Below are 16,780 nucleotides of genomic sequence, written 5' to 3' on the forward strand. Positions count from 1 at the left end.
GTCCTCAGGCCTGGCGCAGGCGCGGATCGAGGAAGGCGTTCAGGAGGTCGGCGGCCAGCGTCAGGCCGATGTAGATCATGGCCAGAACCAGCACGATCGCCTGGACGACCGGGAAGTCGTTGCGGGCGATGGATTCCCAGGCGAGCTGGCCGAGGCCCTGGAGCGAGAACACCGCCTCGATCACGATCGAGCCGCCGAGCATGAAACCGAACTGCACCGCCGCCAGGGCGATCACCGGGATCACGGCGTTGCGCAGCGCGTGCCGCACCAGGATTTTTCTGGGCGGCAGCCCCTTGGCGCGGGCGGTGCGGACGTAGTCGGAGGCCAGCACCTCCAGCATGCCGTTGCGGGTGAGGCGCATCACGGCGGGCATCGCGTAGTAGCCGAGCGCGATTGCCGGCAGGACGAAGTTCTTCCACGTGGCGTTGCCCGAGACCGGCAGCCAGCGGAGGTTGACGGAGAAGATCAGGATCAGCGTCAGGCCGAACCAGAAGCTCGGCATCGCCTGGCCGAGCACCGAGACGGCGAGCGCCGTCCGGTCGATCCAGGTATCCCGCTTCACGGCGGCGACGACGCCCAGCGGGATCGCCACGAACAGGGCCACGCCGAGCGCGATGATGCCGAGATAGAGGGTGATCGGCAGGCGGGCGGCCAGCAGGTCGATCACGCTCTCGCGGAAATAGAAGGAGTTGCCGAAGTCGAGGTGCAAAGCCCGCCAGCCCCAGGTGAGGAACTGGGTCAGCAGCGGCTGGTCCAGTCCGTAATCCTGGCGGATCTGGGCGATCTGCGGCCCGGTGGCCTCCGGGCCGGCGATGGCGGTCGCGAGGTCGCCCGAGAGGTGGAGGAGCAGGAAGCTCGCCACCGAGACCGTGAAGGCCACCGCCAGGGCGACCAGCACGCGCCGGAACGTGAAGGCCAGCATGGGCTCAGGCTCCCTTTCGGCGATGCGGACCGGATCGGCTCCCGCCGTCGGAACCGGGGCGGATCGCGGGTCCCCTCTCCCGTGCGGGAGAGGGACAGGGTGAGGGGTGCGACCTCTCCGGGAAGACCTGATCCCTCACCCCAACCCTCTCCCGCACGGGAGAGGGAGCCGGTCGCGCCACGACCACCATCCTCACTTCCACGACGCCGCGTAGAAGCGCGGCACCTCGTCGGGCTGGGCGGTGAAGTTCAGGTCCGACGTGAAGGCGTAGTTGGTCGAGTAGGAGAACATCGGCAGGGCATAGGCCTCTCCGGCGATCCGCTGCAGCGCCTTGGCGTAGGCGGCCTTGCGGGTCTCCGGATCGGTGGAGCCGTCGCCCTTCTGGAGATCGGCGATCACCTGCGGATCCTTGGTCAGATCCTCCTCGCCGCCGCGGAAATACACCCCGTCGAAGGCCGAGACGTCGTTGACCGAGAACGACCCCCAGGTCTGGTAGCCGATCGAGGTCTTTCCGGCCCGCAGCGCGTCGCGGAAGGCGGCGTAGCGCAGGTAGTTGAGCCGCGCCTTGATGCCGACGGCGCCGAGATAGCCGATCACCGCCTCGGCGTAGTCGCGCTCGCGATAGGCGCCGAGATCGATCTCGAACCCGTTCGGGTAGCCGGCGTCCTTGAGCAGCGCCTTGGCCTTGGCGGGGTCGTAGGCGTAGCGCGGCACGCCCTGGTCGGTGCAGCCGAACTGGTCGACGAAGCACAGCGCGTTCATCACCCGCGAGGCGCCGCGCACGAGGTTGTCGACCATCGCCTTGCGGTCGATGGCGTAGGAGATCGCCTGCCGGACGCGCACGTCCTTGAGCGGCGAGTTCTCCTTGGCGCGGCCCAGCGTGTCGAATTGCAGGAAGCCGACCCGCATCGTCTCGGAGTTGAGGACCGTGATGTTGGGCGCGGCGCGCAGCTGCTCGGCCTGGTCGCTCGGCACCCGCCAGATCCAGTCGACGCCGCCGGTCATCAGCTCGGCCATCCGGCTCTCGCCGTCCGGGATGACGCGGAACTGCAGCTTGCCGATCTTCGGCTTACCCAGCGGACTGCCGGCCCAGTACTTGTCGAACCGCTCCATGGAGACGCCGCGGCCGCTATCGACCTTGGTGATCCGGTAGGGTCCGCTGCCGATCGGCGCCTTGGCGAAGCCGTCGAGCCCGACCTTCTTGAAGTAATTGGCCGGGAAGATCGGGGTCGGGCCGGCGAGGTATTCCAGCGCCGCCGGGAACGGCGCCTTGAGGTGGATGCGGACCGTATGCGGGCCCGTGACCTCCACCGACTTCATCCAGTCGACGTTCTGGCGGGTGACCGTGCGCGCCTCGGGCGTCAGCACGTAGTTGAACGTGAAGGCCACGTCCTCCGGCCCGAGCGGGTCGCCGTTGTGGAAGACCACGCCCTCGCGGATCGTGAGATCGAGGGTCGTGTCGTCCGCCCAGGTCCAGGCGGTCGCCAGCATCGGTTTGTAGGTGCCGTCCTTCTGGTCGCGGTACAGCAGGGTGTCCCAGCAGTTCCGGGCCAGGATCACGCCCTCGCGGGCGCTGTTGTGATACGGGCTGACGTTCTCCGGCTCGCTGTCCGAGGCGTAGACCAGGGTGTCGTCGGCCTTCCCGGCCAGTGCCGGATGCGCGGCGATCAGGGTCGCGAACGAGGCGGCGAGGGTCGCGGCCCGGGTGAGAATCCGTAGCGGCATGCGGTCTCCGACGGCGCGGCGGACAGGTCCGGCGGATCGATCCGCGGCTGCCGCGTTTTTCACCCTGCCATGGTGTTGTGCATCTGGGATCGCAACAAGTAGAATTTGGCGAGTGCTGCGTTGCCGTATTGGCAATGTGCATGGCAGCATACAGCGTATCGAGCACGATAATGCAGACGACGGGCCTGCGCTACTTCCTGGCCGTGGCCCGCACCGGCTCGATTGCTGCGGCCTCGGCCCAGCTCAACGTGGCGGCCTCGGCGATCAGCCGGCAGATCGCCAACCTCGAAGCCGAGCTCGACTGCGTGCTGTTCGAGCGGCGCCCGCGCGGCATGGTGCCGAGCCCGGCCGGGGAGCTGCTGGCGCAGCACGCTCATCAGGTGCTGATCCGCTCCGAGCAGGTGGTCACCGAGATCCGGGAGCTGGAAGGGCTCGCCCGCGGGCTGATCCGGGTCGCCTGCTCCGAGGGCTTCTCCCTCGACATCGTGCCGAACGCGATCGCGGCCTTCCACGCGGCCCATCCCGGCATCCGCTTCGAGGTCACGGTCCAGCCCCCGGCCCAGGTCACCCAGACGGTGGCAGTGGGGGATGCCGATCTCGGGATCACCTTCGCGCTGACACCCACCGCGCAGGTCGAGGTGCTCTACGACGGGCAGGTCGACATGCTGGCGCTGGCCGCGCCCGACCATCCCCTCGCGCGGGCGCCCGCCCTGCGCCTCGCCGACCTGCTGGACTATCCCGTCGCCCTGCCGACCCGGGACACGACCCTGCGGCAGGTCTTCGACGCCGCCTGCGCGCACGAGGGCATCGCGGTGGAGCCGGTGCTGACCTCCAACAATCTCTCGGCGCTGCTGCCCTTCGTGCGGCGCTCCCGCGGCATCGCCCTGATGTCGGCGCTGTCGGTGCAGACGCCCCTGCGGCTCAACGAGCTTGTCAGCCTGCCGATCCAGTCCCGGACGAGCCTCGCCCGGGGCGTGAAGATCCAGGCGATGCGCGACCGGCGGCTGCCGAAGGCGGTGCGGGCATTCCTGCGCCAGCTGCTCGACGCGCTGCCGCCGCCGCGATCGCCGTGACCCTCGGCGCGCTCGGCCCGCGACCGCTCAGGCGCCGCTCCGGTCAGCCGCGAGCCGACAGCTGTGGTCCATGACGTCCTCGGCGCTGGCACTCGGCGCCCGGTAGGCCAGCAGGATGTAGCCCGGCTCGGGATCGCCCGGGGGCGTGGCGAGCGCCGCGAAGCTCGTCCGGTGCAGGTCCGGCCGGGCGCCCGGCAGGGTGTGCAGGGCCGCGAACGGGTTGAACTGCGCGGCCTCCGCCTCCGGCACGCGCAGGGCGTAGTAGCGGTCGCCGGCCAGTGGCACCGGGAAGCGGCTCCAGGTGTGGCGCACCTGCCGGCCGTGCGCCCGGACCGCCTTGAGCACGCTCGGCTTCAGGCAGTCGAGATGGATGTGCAGCTGGTCCTGGCTGCGGCCCCGGGCCGAGTTGACCGCGAGCCCGACCTCCGCGGGGGACAGCTTCCCTTTCAGCACGTCCGACACGAGCGGCCGCGCCGCCAGGGCCGCCCGCCAGTAGGCGGCGCCCCGCGGCCCGCGCAGGACCGGTGCCTCCAGGCCCGCCACGGTGTCGGTGGGCATGACGACGCTGTGGGTCGGCTCGCCGGGGGCGCGCAGCACCGCCGAGCCCGGACGATCCGCGTCGCCCAGGTCGACCGAGAGGCACGGGAAGGTCCGGTTGGCGAGCCGCTTGGCGAGCACGCAGGTCTTCAGCGCCGCCCACAGGACGTCGCGGCTCGGATCGGGGGCGGCCGCGGCCGGGACCGCGGCCATCGCGGAGAGCGCCACGAGGAGGGCGGCGAACGGCGCGCGGCGCATGAGGGCTCCCCGATCGAGCCGGCGCGGCGCGTCGGCTTGGCCGTCCCGCAATAGCCGATCCGGGGTCCTGCCGGCAAAGGATCCGGAGACGCTGACGCCGCACCGGAAAACCCGCTATGCCGGCCGCTCCGCCGCCCCGGAGGCCCGCGATGACGCCATGCCCGCGATGACGACCGCGCTCACCCCCGACATCGCCGCGCGCTTCGCCGCGGTCGCCCTGGGCCACGTCGCCCGCGAATATCCGAACAAGCCCGGGCACGTCCTGGCCGGTCCGGCGGATGCCCGCACCCCCGCGGCCCTGCACCCGGCCTTCCACGGCAGCTACGACTGGCATTCCTGCGTCCACGGCACCTGGCTCCTGGCGCGCGTGCTGCGCCTGTACCCGGACGGCCCCCAGGCCCCGGCGATCCGCGCCCGGCTCGACGCGCAGCTGACCCCCGAGACGGTGGCGGGGGAATGCGCCTACTTCGCCGCCCCGACCGCCCGGGGCTTCGAGCGGCCCTACGGCTGGGGCTGGCTCCTGAAGCTCACCGACGAACTCTCCGCGCTCCCCGAGCGCCGCTGGTCCGAGGCCCTGGCGCCGCTGGCCGGGATGATCGCGCAGCGGTTCCGGGACTTCCTGCCGGTCGCCGTCTATCCGGTACGGGTCGGGACCCATTTCAACACCGCCTTCGCGCTGCGCCTGGCGGCCGATTACGCGGAGGGCGCGGGGAATGCCGGGCTGACCGCCCTGCTGCGCGACACCGCCGAGCGCTGGTACGGGGCGGACACGGACTGCCCGGCCTGGGGCGAGCCCGGCGGCGACGACTTCCTGTCCTCCGCGCTGATCGAGGCCGAATGCATGCGCCGGCTGCTGCCCCCCACGCGTTTCACGCCCTGGTTCGACCGGTTCCTGCCCAATCTCGCGACGTCCCGGCCCGCGACCCTGTTCCGCCCGGCCCGCGTGACCGACCGCTCGGACGGCAAGATCGCGCATCTCGACGGGCTGAATCTCAGCCGCGCATGGTGCTTCCGCGCGCTGGCCGCGGCCCTCGATGCGGACGATCCCCGCCGGCCGCTCCTGGGCGCGGCCGCGGAGGATCACCTCGCGGCGGGGCTCCCGCACGTCACCGGCGACTACATGGGCGAGCACTGGCTCGCGACCTTCGCGGTCCTGGCCCTGGAGGCGGGGCCGGACGGCGACCCGGATGATATTCTAAGAGAAACTTGAGAACTCTTCGCTCCGGGTCAGGCTGGGGAAGGGGACCGACAATAAAAAAAGACCGCCCTCAAGAGAACGGTCCGAAAGTCTAGGGAGGAAACGCCCGAGCGGGGCGGCCGGACAATGCGGTCGGCACCGTCTGGCCCGGCATCAACTCGACACAGGTGGTCTTGTTCCTGGATCCGGAACGCCGCGTCGCAACGGCAATGCGCCCGTCACCGGAGCGATTCCGACCGGCCGGCGCAGGTCTCCGGGGCCAAACTCGGCGCGGTAGGTCCGCTCCAGCGTCATCAGGTTCCGCAGGGGCGCTTCGGCGAGGTCGAGGAGCCGCGCATCGCGCCAGCGCAGCTTGCGGCCGAGGTGGCGACGGAACCAGCGCCCGCGCTCCTCCTCGACGAGCAGGATCAGCTTGCCGGTCCAGGTCCGGCGGAACCAGAAGCGTCCGGTCAGCGGCATGGCGGTCTCGCGCCCCGATTGTCGAGGCGAATACAATACATCCAGTCCGGTGTGGCCCAAAATGCTTAGGTTAGAACGCGGACGAATTCGGGCGAAGGCGGTTAAGGATCGCGCGCCCCGTCAGCGCCGCCCGGCTGCGGCGCCGGGGCGGCCGGCTGCCCGCCGCGCTTCGCCGTCTCGTAGAGGACCTGGGCGAGCTGCTCGGCGGAGTAGGGCTTGCGCACGAGGGTGAAGCCGTGGGCGTCGTCCGTGGCCAGGATGTGGCTGTAGCCCGAGGTCAGCACCACCGGCAGGTCGGGACGGTCGGCCTGGAGCTGCCGGGCGAGGGCGAAGCCGCCCATCCCCGGCATGACCACGTCGGAGAAGACCACGTCGAAGCGGTCGGGCGTCCGCCCGAGTTCGCCCAGCGCCTCCTCGGCGGATTTCGCCCAGACCGGGGCATGGCCCAGATCCTCCAGGATCTGGGTGCAGAACCGGCCGACCCCGAGATTGTCCTCCACGACGAGGATGCACAGGCCCCGCCGCGGTTCCGCCGCCCGGCGGCGGTCGCGGTCGGCCTCGGCGACCTGTGCGGGCGCCTCGACCTGGGGCAGGTAGAGCGAGAAGGTCGTGCCGCGCCCGAGCGCGCTCGCCACGTCGATGTCGCCGCCCGACTGCTTGGCGAAGCCGATGACCTGGCTGAGGCCGAGGCCGGTGCCCTTGCCGATCTCCTTGGTGGTGAAGAACGGCTCGAAGATCCGCCCCAGATCGGCGTCCGGGATGCCGCCGCCGGTATCGGAAACCCGCACGGCCACGAACGGCCCCGGCGCGCCGGCATGCCCGCGGATCGGCGGCATCGGGCACTCGCCCTCCAGGCGCAAGGTCAGGCTGCCTTCCCCACGCATGGCGTCGCGGGCGTTGACCGCCATGTTGATCAGCGCGGTCTCGAACTGGCTCTCGTCGGCGCGCACGAAGCGGGGCGTCTCCGGCAGCTCGATGATGACGCGGATGCGCGCGCCGGTGACCGAGTCGAGCATGTCGGCGATGCTGCGCAGGCGCGCGCCGATGTCGAAGACCTGGGGCTTCAGCGCCTGGCGCCGGGCGAAGGCGAGGAGCTGGCCGGTGAGCTTGGCCGCGCGGTCCACGGTGTCGGAGACCGCGTCGACGTAGCGGCGGCGGCGCTCCTCGGCGAGGTCGGGCCGGCGCAGGAATTCCATGGAGGACCGGATGATGGTCAGGAGGTTGTTGAAGTCGTGGGCCACCCCGCCGGTGAGCTGGCCGATGGCCTCCAGCTTCTGCGATTGCCGCAGGGCCTCCTCGGCCTGCCGCTGCTCGGTGATGTCGCGCCCGAAGCCGTAGAACAGCCCGTCCTCCGGCACGACGGTCCAGAGCACCCGGCGCCGGTCGCCGGCGCGGGTCAGACAGGAGAGTTCGACATCCTCGACCCGGCTCTCGTCGCAGAGGGGCCGCAGCGCCGCCTGCGCGGCCGCCCGCTCCGGGGTGGCCACGAAGTCGAGGGCGGCCCGGCCCAGGGTCTCGGCCTCCGACCAGCCGAGCGCCCGGCTCCAGGACGGGTTCGCCGACTGGACCCGCCCGTCCCGGTCCGCGACGAGCTTCAGCACCGGCGACAGCGTCCAGACTCGGTCGCGGTCGCGGGTCTGGGCGGCGACCTGCGCTTCGAGGCGCTCCGCCCGGGACTGGAGCAGCGCCTCGATCCGCTTCCGCTCCGAGACGTCGTGGGCGAAGACGTAGAACCCGTCGACCCCTCCGTCCGCTCCCCGGCGCGGCAGGTAGCGGGTGTCGGCGATGCGGGTCTCGCCGTTCGGGAGCGTCCAGGTCCATTCCCGGCGGATCTCCTGCCCGGCCAGCACCCGCTCGAAGGCGGCCTGCCGCATCGCGAAGGCCTCGGGACCGATGAGCATCCGCACGGTCTGCCCGACGACCTCGGAGGGCCTGCAGCCGGTCCAGGACTCGTAGGCGGCGTTGGCGAACCGATAGGTGAGGGTGCGGTCGATGAAGGCGATCAGGACCGGCATCGCGTCCGCGACCAGCCGGAGTTCCGCCTCCCGGGCGCGGAGCGCGATCTCGCTCCGGCGGCGCTCGGTGATGTCGTTGAACAGGATCGCGACGCGGTTCCGGCCCGGCCCGTCGACCCGGTAGGCGTGCACGTCGTACCAGCGGTCGAGGGCCTTGGCGGCCTGCTCGACGCGGACCGGCTCGCCGGTCAGGGCGACGCGGCCGTAGAGGTCGAACCAGCATTGCTCGTGATCGGGGGCGATGTCCCGCATCCACCGCCCCACCACGTCCGTCAGGCCGGTCTGCCGCTCGAAGGCGGGATTGGCCTCCAGGAAGCGGTAATCGACCGCCCGGCCGTCTTCGAACGTCAGCTCGACCAGGCAGAAGCCGGCTTCGATGAAGGTGAACAGCGAGCGGTAGCGCTCCTCGTTCCGGCGCAGGGCGGCCTCGGCATTCCGGGTGTCCAGCTGCGTCATCACCGTCCGGGCGAGCGCCTTGAGGATGAAGATCTGCTGGTCGGTCAGGGTGCGCGGGACGCGGTCGAGGACGCAGAGCGTCCCGATGGCCCAGCCGTCCGGCGTCACCAGGGGCACGCCGGCGTAGAAGCGCAGGTGCGGCTCGCCGGCCACGAGCGGATTGGCGGCGCGGTCCGGCAGCGCGGCCAGATCGGGCAGCACGAGGACGCCGTCCTCGCGCATGGCCTCGGTGCAGAAGCCGAAATCGAGCGGCATCGCCCGCGCGGGGTGGCCGAACGCGGCCTTGATCCACTGCCGGTCGGCATCGACGAAATTGATGTGGGCCATCGGCGTGCCGCAGGCCTGGGCGGCCATCTCGGCGATCTCGTCGAACGCGCGCTCCGGCGGCGTGTCGAGGATGGCGTAGGCGCGCAAGGCGGCGAGCCGCTGGGGATGCTCGGGCTCGAAACCCGACGGGCGGGATATTGTCTCGGTCTGCGACACGGGACCGTCATAGCGTAAGCGCCCGCGCCTCCCTAATGAAACTCTGCCTCACGGGCCCGGCGGCGCGACCAGCCCAAGCATTCCGCGACAGTCCATTAGTCGACATTCGCATCGGATCGTCGGCGACAACATGGTTTCACAGGCGCCGGCCAAGTCTTGTCCGGGCCGACGATCCCGTCCGGGCGCCCGCTGCGGTGTCTTCGTGATCTGTGCCGGCGCGGACCGCACCGGAGGCCGCGCGGTCACGGCTGTGGATCGGATCGCCGCGGCCGGGAGCCCGCGGGGGCGGTGCGGCGTTGCCGGCTCAAGAGGGACGGGTTCGGATCAGGCATGGCCAAGCGCAGGACGAAGGCGGGCGCCCATCAGGGCTTGGAGGACGCGCCGCTGATGCCCACCGGCGCCCTGGCGGTGGCGCTCCTGGCCTATGCCGAGGGCCCCGGTCCGGTGGTGCATGTCGCCCGGGATGCCCGCCGCCTCGAGGACCTCGCCGCGACCCTCCGGGCGCTGGATCCCGACGCGCAGGTCGCGATCTATCCCGAATGGGACTGCCTGCCCTTCGACCACGCCTCGCCGTCGCGGGCCATGATGGGCGCCCGGGCCGCGGTGCTGCGCTGGCTGACCGACCGGGAGGCGCTGCCGGATTTCGTGCTGACGACCGCCCCCGCCCTCGTGCAGCGCGTGCCGCCGCCGGAGACCTGGGCCTCGGCCCGCGTGACCCTGCGGGTCGGCGACCCCCTCGACGTCGCCGCCGCGACCGCCGACCTGAAGCGCCTCGGCTACATCCTCGACGAACGGGTCGACGAGCCCGGCGAGATCGCCGTCCGCGGCCGCACCGTCGAGGTGTTCCCCGCCGCCGCGCCGCGGCCCTGCCGGATCGAGCACGCGGAGGGGCGCGTCACGGCGATCCGCTCCTACGACCCGATCTCGCAGCGCTCGGTGGCCGAGGCGGACGAACTCGTCATCGATCCCGCCACCGAGATCATCCTGGAGCCCGGATCCGGCCAGAGCTTCGAGCCCTTCACCGGCCAGGAGCATCGCCTGGACCGCTATTACCCCCGCCTCGTCACCCTCTTGGACTACGTGCCCGGCGCGCGCCTCGCGGTCGAGGACGGCACGCAGGCCCGGGTCGACGCCTTCTTCGAGCAGATGGACGAGGCGCGGGGCCGGCTGACCGCCCGCGACGCGCAGGGGCAGCCCGGCGCCGCCCTCTATCTGACGCCGGAGGCGTGGCGCGCCATCGTGGCGGCGCACGGCCGGCTTGCCGTCACCGAGGCGGCCGGGGAGCCCCGGGCCATGCCGACCTTCGCCGGCGAGCGCCGGCCGGGAACGGCCTTCGCCAAGGTCCTGCGCGAGCGGCTGAAGGCCGGCGACGTCGTCGTGCTCGCCGGCTCGGTCCGTCCACTCCGGCGCCTCGTGCGCCAGGCGGGCAAGATCGCCGAGCGCCCGATCCGGCTGATCGACGCCTGGGCCGACGTCGCCGAGGCGGCACCCGGCGACGTCCTCGCCCTGGAGGCGCCGCTGGCGGCCGGCTTCCGGGTGCCCGAGCAGGGCGCGACCGTGATCGCCGCCGCCGACCTGTTCGGCCCGGAGGCCGCCGTCACGGGCGGCGCCCGGGCGATCCTGCCCATGGGCGAGGTCGACCTGCGCCCCGGCGACGTGGCCGTCGACCGGGATCACGGCCTGTGCGTGTTCGAGGGGCTGGAGGCGGTGACGACCCGGGGCGAGGAGCCCTCCGAGGCCCTGCGCCTGCGCTTTTCCGGCGACGCGATCCTGATGGTGCCGGTGACCCAGGCCGACCGGATCTGGCGCTACGGTCCGGAGCCCGACGCCGTCACCCTCGACAAGCTCGACGGCGGCACGTGGCCCCGGCGCCGCCTGGAGGCCGAGGCCACCATGGCGCGGACCGCCCGCCTGATGCTGGAGGCCGCCCGCGCCCGCCGGGAGACGGAGGCGCCGGTCCTGTCGCCCCCGGCCCGGGACATGGAGCGGTTCGCCGCGGGCTTCGGCTTCGCGCCGACGCCCGATCAGGCGGCTGCGGTCGATGCGCTGATGGCCGACCTCGCCTCTGGCCGGCCGATGGACCGGCTGGTCTGCGGCGATGTCGGCTTCGGCAAGACCGAGGTGGCGCTCCGGGCGCTCGCGGCCGCGATCTTCTCCGGCCGGCAGGCGGCGCTGATCGCCCCGACCACCGTGCTGGCCCGCCAGCATGCCGAGACCCTGCGCCGCCGCTTCGGGCGGTTCGGCGTGGAGGTGGCGCAGCTCTCGCGCCTCGTGGCGCCGGCCGAGGCCAAGCGCGTCAAGGCGGGGCTCGCCGACGGCACGATCCGGCTCGTGGTCGGCACCCACGCGCTCGCCGGCAGCGGGGTGTCCTTCGCGGATCTCGGCCTGACCGTGATCGACGAGGAGCAGCGCTTCGGCGCGAAGATGAAGGCCGACCTGCGCCGCCTCGCGGATGGCGGCCACGTCCTGACGCTCACCGCGACCCCGATCCCGCGCACGCTCCAGGCGGCGCTCGTCGGCCTCCAGAGCCTCAGCGTGCTGGCCACGCCGCCGGCGTTGCGCCAGCCGGTCCGGACCGTGGTGGCGCCCTTCGACGCCGAGGCGGTCCGCGAGGCACTGATCCGCGAGCACCGCCGGGGCGGCCAGAGCTTCGTGGTCTGCCCGCGGATCGAGGATATCGGCCCCATGGCCGAGCGGCTGCGCGCCCTTGTGCCGGGCCTCGACATCCTGGTGGCGCACGGGGATCTCAAGCCCTCCGCCATGGACGAGGTCATGGTCCGCTTCGCGGATGGCGACGGCGACGTCCTGCTCGCCACCGCCATCGTGGAGAGCGGTCTCGACGTGCCCCGGGCCAACACCATGCTGGTCTGGGAGGCCGCCCGGTTCGGGCTGGCGCAGCTCCACCAGCTCCGGGGCCGCGTCGGCCGCGGCCAGCGGCGCGGAACCGTCCATCTGCTGAGCGACCCGGCGGCGCCGCCCCCGGCGGCGGCGCTCCAGCGCCTGCGGGCCCTGGAGGCCCTGGACCGCCTCGGCGCCGGCTTCGCGGTCAGCGCCCGGGACCTCGATCTGCGCGGCGCCGGCGACCTCGTCGGCGAGGATCAGGCGGGTCACGCCAAGCTCGTCGGGCTCGGGCTCTACCAGCACCTGCTGCAGCTGGCGCTCACCGCCGCCAAGGGCGAGCGCGCCGAGGATTGGAGCCCCGAGATCGAACTCGGTCTGCCGAGCCGCATTCCCGAGGATTACGTCCCCGAGCCCGAGATCCGCCTCAGCCTCTACACGCGCCTCCTGCGCTTGCAGGATCCCGAGGCGATCGAAGCGTTGGCCGGCGAGGTCGAGGACCGGTTCGGCGCGGCCCCCGCGCCGGTGCTCGCCCTGTTCGACCTAGCGCGGCTGCGCGCATCCTGCTGCGCGCTGGGCGTCGCCCGGCTCCGGGGCGGCCCGCAGGGCGTCGCGGCCGATCTGCGGCCGGACCGGCCGCTACCCGCGATGGCCGCCGAGGCGGACGTCATCCTGCGCGAGGGACGGGTGGTGTGGAAGCGGCCCTGCCCGGATTCCGCCGGGTGCGCGGCGTTGGCGGCCGACCTCCTGGAGCGCATCCGCGCCGCCCGGGAGCGCGCCGGCTGAGCGCGCCGCCGATCTGCGGTCGATCTTGCGCCGGGCGCTTCAAACCGTCACAGCCTGTCGCGCAGACAACGCGAACGGGAGTGTCCCATGCACGTGACGATCGAGCAGGCCGAGACGGCGATCGCGGCCGCGCGGGCGAAGGCCGTCGAGCTCGGCACCCAGATGTGCATCGCCGTGGTGGATTCCGGCGGCAACCTCAAGGCGTTCCACCGCATGGACGATGCCTGGGTCGGGTCCATCGACATCGCCCAGAAGAAGGCCAAGACGTCGGTGTTCTTCGGCATGATGACCGGCCAGATCGGCCAGCTGTCCCAGCCGGGTGGTCCGCTTTACGGGATCGAGCACTCCAACGACGGGCTGATCACCTTCCCGGGCGGGATCCCGATCGTCGACGCCGACGGCGTGATGTCGGGCGCCATCGGGGTCAGCGGCTCGACGGTGGAGAACGACCACACCGTCGCGGAAGCCGGCGCCAAGGCCATCGGCCAGACCGAACTGCCGGCCCATCCCTGGCGCACCTGAGCCTGCGGATTCCTCAGGGCTCGCGCCGCGCCAGCGCACGGCCGATCCCGAGGAGCAGCATCTCCGAGACCGTCTTCAGATAAGGGTCCCCGTGGCGCTCCAGCGCCGCGTGGACCGCGATGCCGTGGTCGGCCGCGACGTTCAGGTCGGCCCCCTGCGCGGCGCCGCTGCCCTCCGCGTCCCGCACCGACGGCGGATGGAGATCCGTCACGTCGATATAGGCGCCGCGCCCCCGCAGCGCGCCGTCCGCGTCGGGCGTCAGGCAGCCGCGGTTGAGGATCCAGCGGGTCTCGCCCGCCCCGGTCAGGATGCGGAACTCCAGCGAAACCGGGCCCCCGGTCCGACGGACATGGTGGATCCGGCCGAACACCCAGTCCCGGTCCGCCGGGTGGATGCGGCCGAGGGCGGCGTCCAGCGGCAGCGGCGTCCCGGCGAGCCGCGGGTCCCCCGCCAGAAGAGACGCCGCGCCCGTGTCGAGCACCGACCGGCCGGCCCGGACGTCCGTATCCCAGAGTCCGATCAGTCCGGCGGCCTGCAGGGCAGAGGCTGCCGTAGAAGCCAGCATCATGGAATCCTCTCCGAACTGGCTAGTATCGATAATTGTACGATGATGGACAGATTGATCCGCGCCACATGCGCGCGGCAAGCCGGATGTCCAGTATCGTCCCGGTCGACAGCTTCATACGCGGCGTCGCGGCCGCCGAGTTTCGGGTCGCATTGCGGCCGAGGAAGACATCGATGCGGCGCAGGGCGAATCTCGGCGTTCCTCGACAGGTCTCGGTCGTCCCATCACGGCACAAAGACCGGATCCACATCGCTGCGGCAGAGAAAGTTCGATCACAAATGATGGGTAGACCGCGCGATCGGAGAGAATTCCGCACTCCGCCCCGGGCTCCGGGACGGCCGCTGCCCGGCCGCCGGAACGCGCGTCGCCCGACCCTGGTGCGGGTTGCCGGTGCGCCGTAACCTGCACCGTCCGGTCGGCATTCGGCAGAGGCACCATGGAGCGCACGGTGGACCGCATCAACCTCCCGCTCTCGCAGGTCCGGCTCTGGGACAGCCTGATGGACCTCGCCCGGATCGGCGCGCTCCCCAACGGCGGCAACGACCGGCAGGCCCTGACTGACCGCGACGCCGAGGGCCGCGCCCTGTTCCAACGCTGGGGCGAGGCGGCGGGGCTGACGCTCACCGTGGACCGGGTCGGCACCATGATCTTCCGCCGCCCCGGGCGCGATCCGAGCCGCAAGCCCGTGGCCATCGGCAGCCATCTCGACACCCAGCCCACCGGGGGCAAGTTCGACGGACCCCTCGGCGTGCTGGCCGGGCTCGAGATCATGCGCGCCCTGCACGAGGCCGGGATCGAGACCGAGGCGCCGCTCCTGCTGATCAACTGGTGCAACGAGGAGGGCGCGCGCTTCGCCCCGCCGATGAGCGGCAGCGGCGTCGCCATGGGCATCGTCCCGGAGGCCGACATCCTGGCGACCCGCGACCTCGCGGGCCACGTCTTCGGCGACGCGCTGCGGCGCATCGGCTGGCAGGGCACGGCGGATCCGGCCGCCCTGCGGGAGATCGGCGCCTATTTCGAGCTCCACATCGAGCAGGGCAAGCGCCTGGAGGAGGCCGGCCTCACCATCGGGGTGGTCGACCGGGCGCTCGCCCAGATCTGGTACGAGATCACCGTGCTGGGCGAGGAGGCCCATGCCGGCAGCCCCATGGCGGGCCGGCGGGACGCGATGATGGCCGCGGCGGCGCTGATCGCCTCGCTGGAGGACATCGCCGAGACGGCGGTCGGCGAGGGGGGCGAGCGCGGCCGCGCCACCGTCGGCGTGCTGAAGGCGGAGCCGGCGAGCCGCAACATCACGCCCGGCCGGGTCTGGTTCAGCCTCGACACCCGCCACGGCGACACCGCGCAGCTGGAGGCGATGGGGACGCGGATCTGCGCCCGGGCCGACGCGCTGGCGGCCGGGCGCGGCGTCACGATCCAGGTCTCGGAGTTCTGGCGGGCGCCCCCGACCCCGTTCGATCCGGTTCTGGTGGATCGCGTCCAGGCGGCGGCGGAGGCGCGGGGCCATGCCTGGACGCGGATGCCGACCGCGATCTACCACGACGCCGTCTACTGCGCCCGTGCGGTGCCGGCGGCCCTGGTGTTCTGCCCCTGCCACGGCGGGATCAGCCACAACGAGGCCGAGAGCATCACGCCGGCCTGGGCCGGGGCCGGCCTGGAGGTGCTGGCCGACGCGGTGCTCGCGACGGCGGGTCTCGCCGCCCCCCGGACCGGGCCGGCCTGAGCCCCGCCCGCACCGGCACCCGCGTACGAACGGAGACTGGGTTCCGCATGTCCGACGACAACGTCATCCGCCCCGCCTTCGGCGTCCCCCGCACCCCCGCGCCGGAACCGGAGCCCGATCCCGCCCAGGCGCCCCTGCGCGTCTTCGGCACGGGGGCCGGCCATCGGGTCGGCCTGATCCGGGACCCGTCGGCGGTCGAGGGCGACGTGATCCGGGTCGTGGTCGGTCCGGAGGACGAGCGGGGGGTCGAGACCGTGGCGCTGCTCCCCGCCGACGCGGAGACCGAGGCCGAGCGGATCGGGTTCGCCATCCTGCGGGCGCTGGAAGTGGTCGAGGGCGCGGTCTGAACCGCCGGGTGGGCGGCGCGCGGTCTCGGAGAGCGGGAGCGGCCGGGGCGAACGGGCGCCGGCGGGAGGGCGGCGGGAGGGAAGGCATGACGGGCGTTCGGATCAGCAGCACGGAGATCGCGATCCCCGCGCGGGCCGGACTGGTCTGGTCCGTGCTGACGGATCTGGATTCCTACCCGGCGTGGAACCCGTATATCCGCAAGGCGGCGGGCCGCCTGCGCGAGGGCGCGCGCTGGCGCCTGGAGCGGACCCTGAACGGCCGCGCCTACCGGACGCGCCAGGTGACGGTGACCGGCTGGGAACCCGGCCGGCGCCTCGCCTGGCGCGGCGGCCTCACGATGCCGCCCCTGCTCGTCGGCGAGCACGAGGTCCGGATCCTCGAGACCGCCGACGGGGTCTGCCTCGTCCAGGCGGTGGCCGTCGCAGGCCTGCTCGCCCCCGCTCTGGTCCCGTGGCTGCGGACGCGCCTGCAGGCCCGGTTCGCGGCGATGAACGAGGCCCTGCGCGACGAGGTCCTGCGCCGGCTGGCCGAGAGCGCCTGACCGCTCCGGTCAGACGACCGGCTTCGGCTTGACGACGGGCGAGCGCGTCAGGCTCTCGATCGCGCGGCCCGGCCGTCCGGCCTTGCGGGCGATCTCTTCCTCCTGCTCGGCGATGAGCTGCCGGGCCGGCTCGTCGCCGTCCAGGCCGCCGAGGATCTCGGCCGGCACACGCCGGTTCGAGGCCCGTGAACCGTCCGTGAAGACGATATCGAACAGAACGGAGCCCCGCTCCTGGGGTCTCGACTTGATGCGTTTGGCCATAGGTGCTGATACGCCGCCGGAATCGGTCGCGGCAAGGTGCGTCGCCGGGCAGGGGGTTGCGCGACGCGCA

14 protein-coding genes are annotated in these 16,780 nt (G+C 72.5%); 7 read left to right on the forward strand and 7 right to left on the reverse strand.

Translation table 11 applies throughout. From position 1 onward, the window contains the following. Positions 1-4: 4 nt before the first annotated feature. Both ABIC70_RS25110 and ABIC70_RS25115 read right to left on the reverse strand, forming a co-directional pair. A complete protein-coding gene (locus ABIC70_RS25110) occupies positions 5-922 on the reverse strand; it encodes an ABC transporter permease (protein WP_354441722.1) in 918 nt (305 codons plus the stop codon). Positions 923-1,114: 192 nt separating this feature from the next. Next, entirely contained in the window at positions 1,115-2,647 is a 1,533-nt protein-coding gene (locus ABIC70_RS25115; RefSeq protein WP_043387069.1) for an ABC transporter substrate-binding protein, read from the reverse strand. Between the two features lie 170 nt (positions 2,648-2,817). Between ABIC70_RS25115 and ABIC70_RS25120 the strand changes: the two genes are divergently transcribed. Beyond that, the gene (locus tag ABIC70_RS25120; protein WP_043351634.1) at positions 2,818-3,720 is read left to right on the forward strand and encodes a LysR family transcriptional regulator; all 903 of its coding nucleotides are present in this window, start codon (positions 2,818-2,820) and stop codon (positions 3,718-3,720) included. A 27-nt stretch (positions 3,721-3,747) separates the two neighbouring features. Here ABIC70_RS25120 and ABIC70_RS25125 read toward each other — a convergent pair whose 3' ends face one another. Further along, positions 3,748-4,515 (reverse strand): CDP-diacylglycerol diphosphatase, encoded by a 768-nt coding sequence (locus ABIC70_RS25125; RefSeq protein ID WP_075382026.1) that lies wholly within the window; start codon positions 4,513-4,515, stop codon positions 3,748-3,750. Positions 4,516-4,681: 166 nt separating this feature from the next. On the opposite strand from ABIC70_RS25125, the gene ABIC70_RS25130 reads away from it, so the two are divergent. Then, the gene (locus ABIC70_RS25130; RefSeq protein WP_354441757.1) at positions 4,682-5,725 is read left to right on the forward strand and encodes a DUF2891 domain-containing protein; all 1,044 of its coding nucleotides are present in this window, start codon (positions 4,682-4,684) and stop codon (positions 5,723-5,725) included. Positions 5,726-5,866: 141 nt separating this feature from the next. On the opposite strand, the gene ABIC70_RS25135 is transcribed toward ABIC70_RS25130, so the two are convergent. Continuing rightward, positions 5,867-6,172 (reverse strand): hypothetical protein, encoded by a 306-nt coding sequence (locus ABIC70_RS25135; protein WP_043387073.1) that lies wholly within the window; start codon positions 6,170-6,172, stop codon positions 5,867-5,869. Between the two features lie 101 nt (positions 6,173-6,273). Further along, positions 6,274-9,126, reverse strand: a complete 2,853-nt coding sequence (locus tag ABIC70_RS25140) for a PAS domain-containing protein (RefSeq protein WP_354441725.1) — start codon at positions 9,124-9,126, stop codon at positions 6,274-6,276. 330 nt (positions 9,127-9,456) lie between these two features. Between ABIC70_RS25140 and ABIC70_RS25145 the strand changes: the two genes are divergently transcribed. Further along, positions 9,457-12,750, forward strand: a complete 3,294-nt coding sequence (locus ABIC70_RS25145) for a DEAD/DEAH box helicase (RefSeq protein ID WP_170867494.1) — start codon at positions 9,457-9,459, stop codon at positions 12,748-12,750. 87 nt (positions 12,751-12,837) lie between these two features. Next, positions 12,838-13,272, forward strand: coding sequence for a GlcG/HbpS family heme-binding protein (locus ABIC70_RS25150; protein ID WP_043355601.1), 435 nt, complete (start codon positions 12,838-12,840; stop codon positions 13,270-13,272). Between the two features lie 13 nt (positions 13,273-13,285). On the opposite strand, the gene ABIC70_RS25155 is transcribed toward ABIC70_RS25150, so the two are convergent. Further along, on the reverse strand, positions 13,286-13,840 hold the full coding sequence (locus ABIC70_RS25155; RefSeq protein WP_043387077.1) for a PAS domain-containing protein: 555 nt from the start codon (positions 13,838-13,840) through the stop codon (positions 13,286-13,288). 433 nt (positions 13,841-14,273) lie between these two features. On the opposite strand from ABIC70_RS25155, the gene ABIC70_RS25160 reads away from it, so the two are divergent. The 3 genes from ABIC70_RS25160 (at position 14,274) to ABIC70_RS25170 (ending at position 16,449) form a co-directional block, all read left to right on the forward strand. Further along, a complete protein-coding gene (locus ABIC70_RS25160; protein ID WP_354441728.1) occupies positions 14,274-15,560 on the forward strand; it encodes a Zn-dependent hydrolase in 1,287 nt (428 codons plus the stop codon). 47 nt (positions 15,561-15,607) lie between these two features. Further along, on the forward strand, positions 15,608-15,907 hold the full coding sequence (locus ABIC70_RS25165) for a hypothetical protein (protein WP_043348759.1): 300 nt from the start codon (positions 15,608-15,610) through the stop codon (positions 15,905-15,907). 86 nt (positions 15,908-15,993) lie between these two features. After that, the gene (locus ABIC70_RS25170; RefSeq protein WP_354441730.1) at positions 15,994-16,449 is read left to right on the forward strand and encodes an SRPBCC family protein; all 456 of its coding nucleotides are present in this window, start codon (positions 15,994-15,996) and stop codon (positions 16,447-16,449) included. A gap of 9 nt (positions 16,450-16,458) precedes the next feature. Here ABIC70_RS25170 and ABIC70_RS25175 read toward each other — a convergent pair whose 3' ends face one another. Next, positions 16,459-16,710 carry a hypothetical protein gene (locus ABIC70_RS25175; protein WP_043348754.1) on the reverse strand — a complete coding sequence of 84 codons (252 nt, stop codon included), beginning with the start codon at positions 16,708-16,710 and terminating at the stop codon, positions 16,459-16,461. Positions 16,711-16,780: the final 70 nt, after the last annotated feature.

Origin of the sequence: Methylobacterium sp. 1973 (assembly GCF_040545035.1) — a bacterium.
Lineage (GTDB): Bacteria > Pseudomonadota > Alphaproteobacteria > Rhizobiales > Beijerinckiaceae > Methylobacterium > Methylobacterium fujisawaense.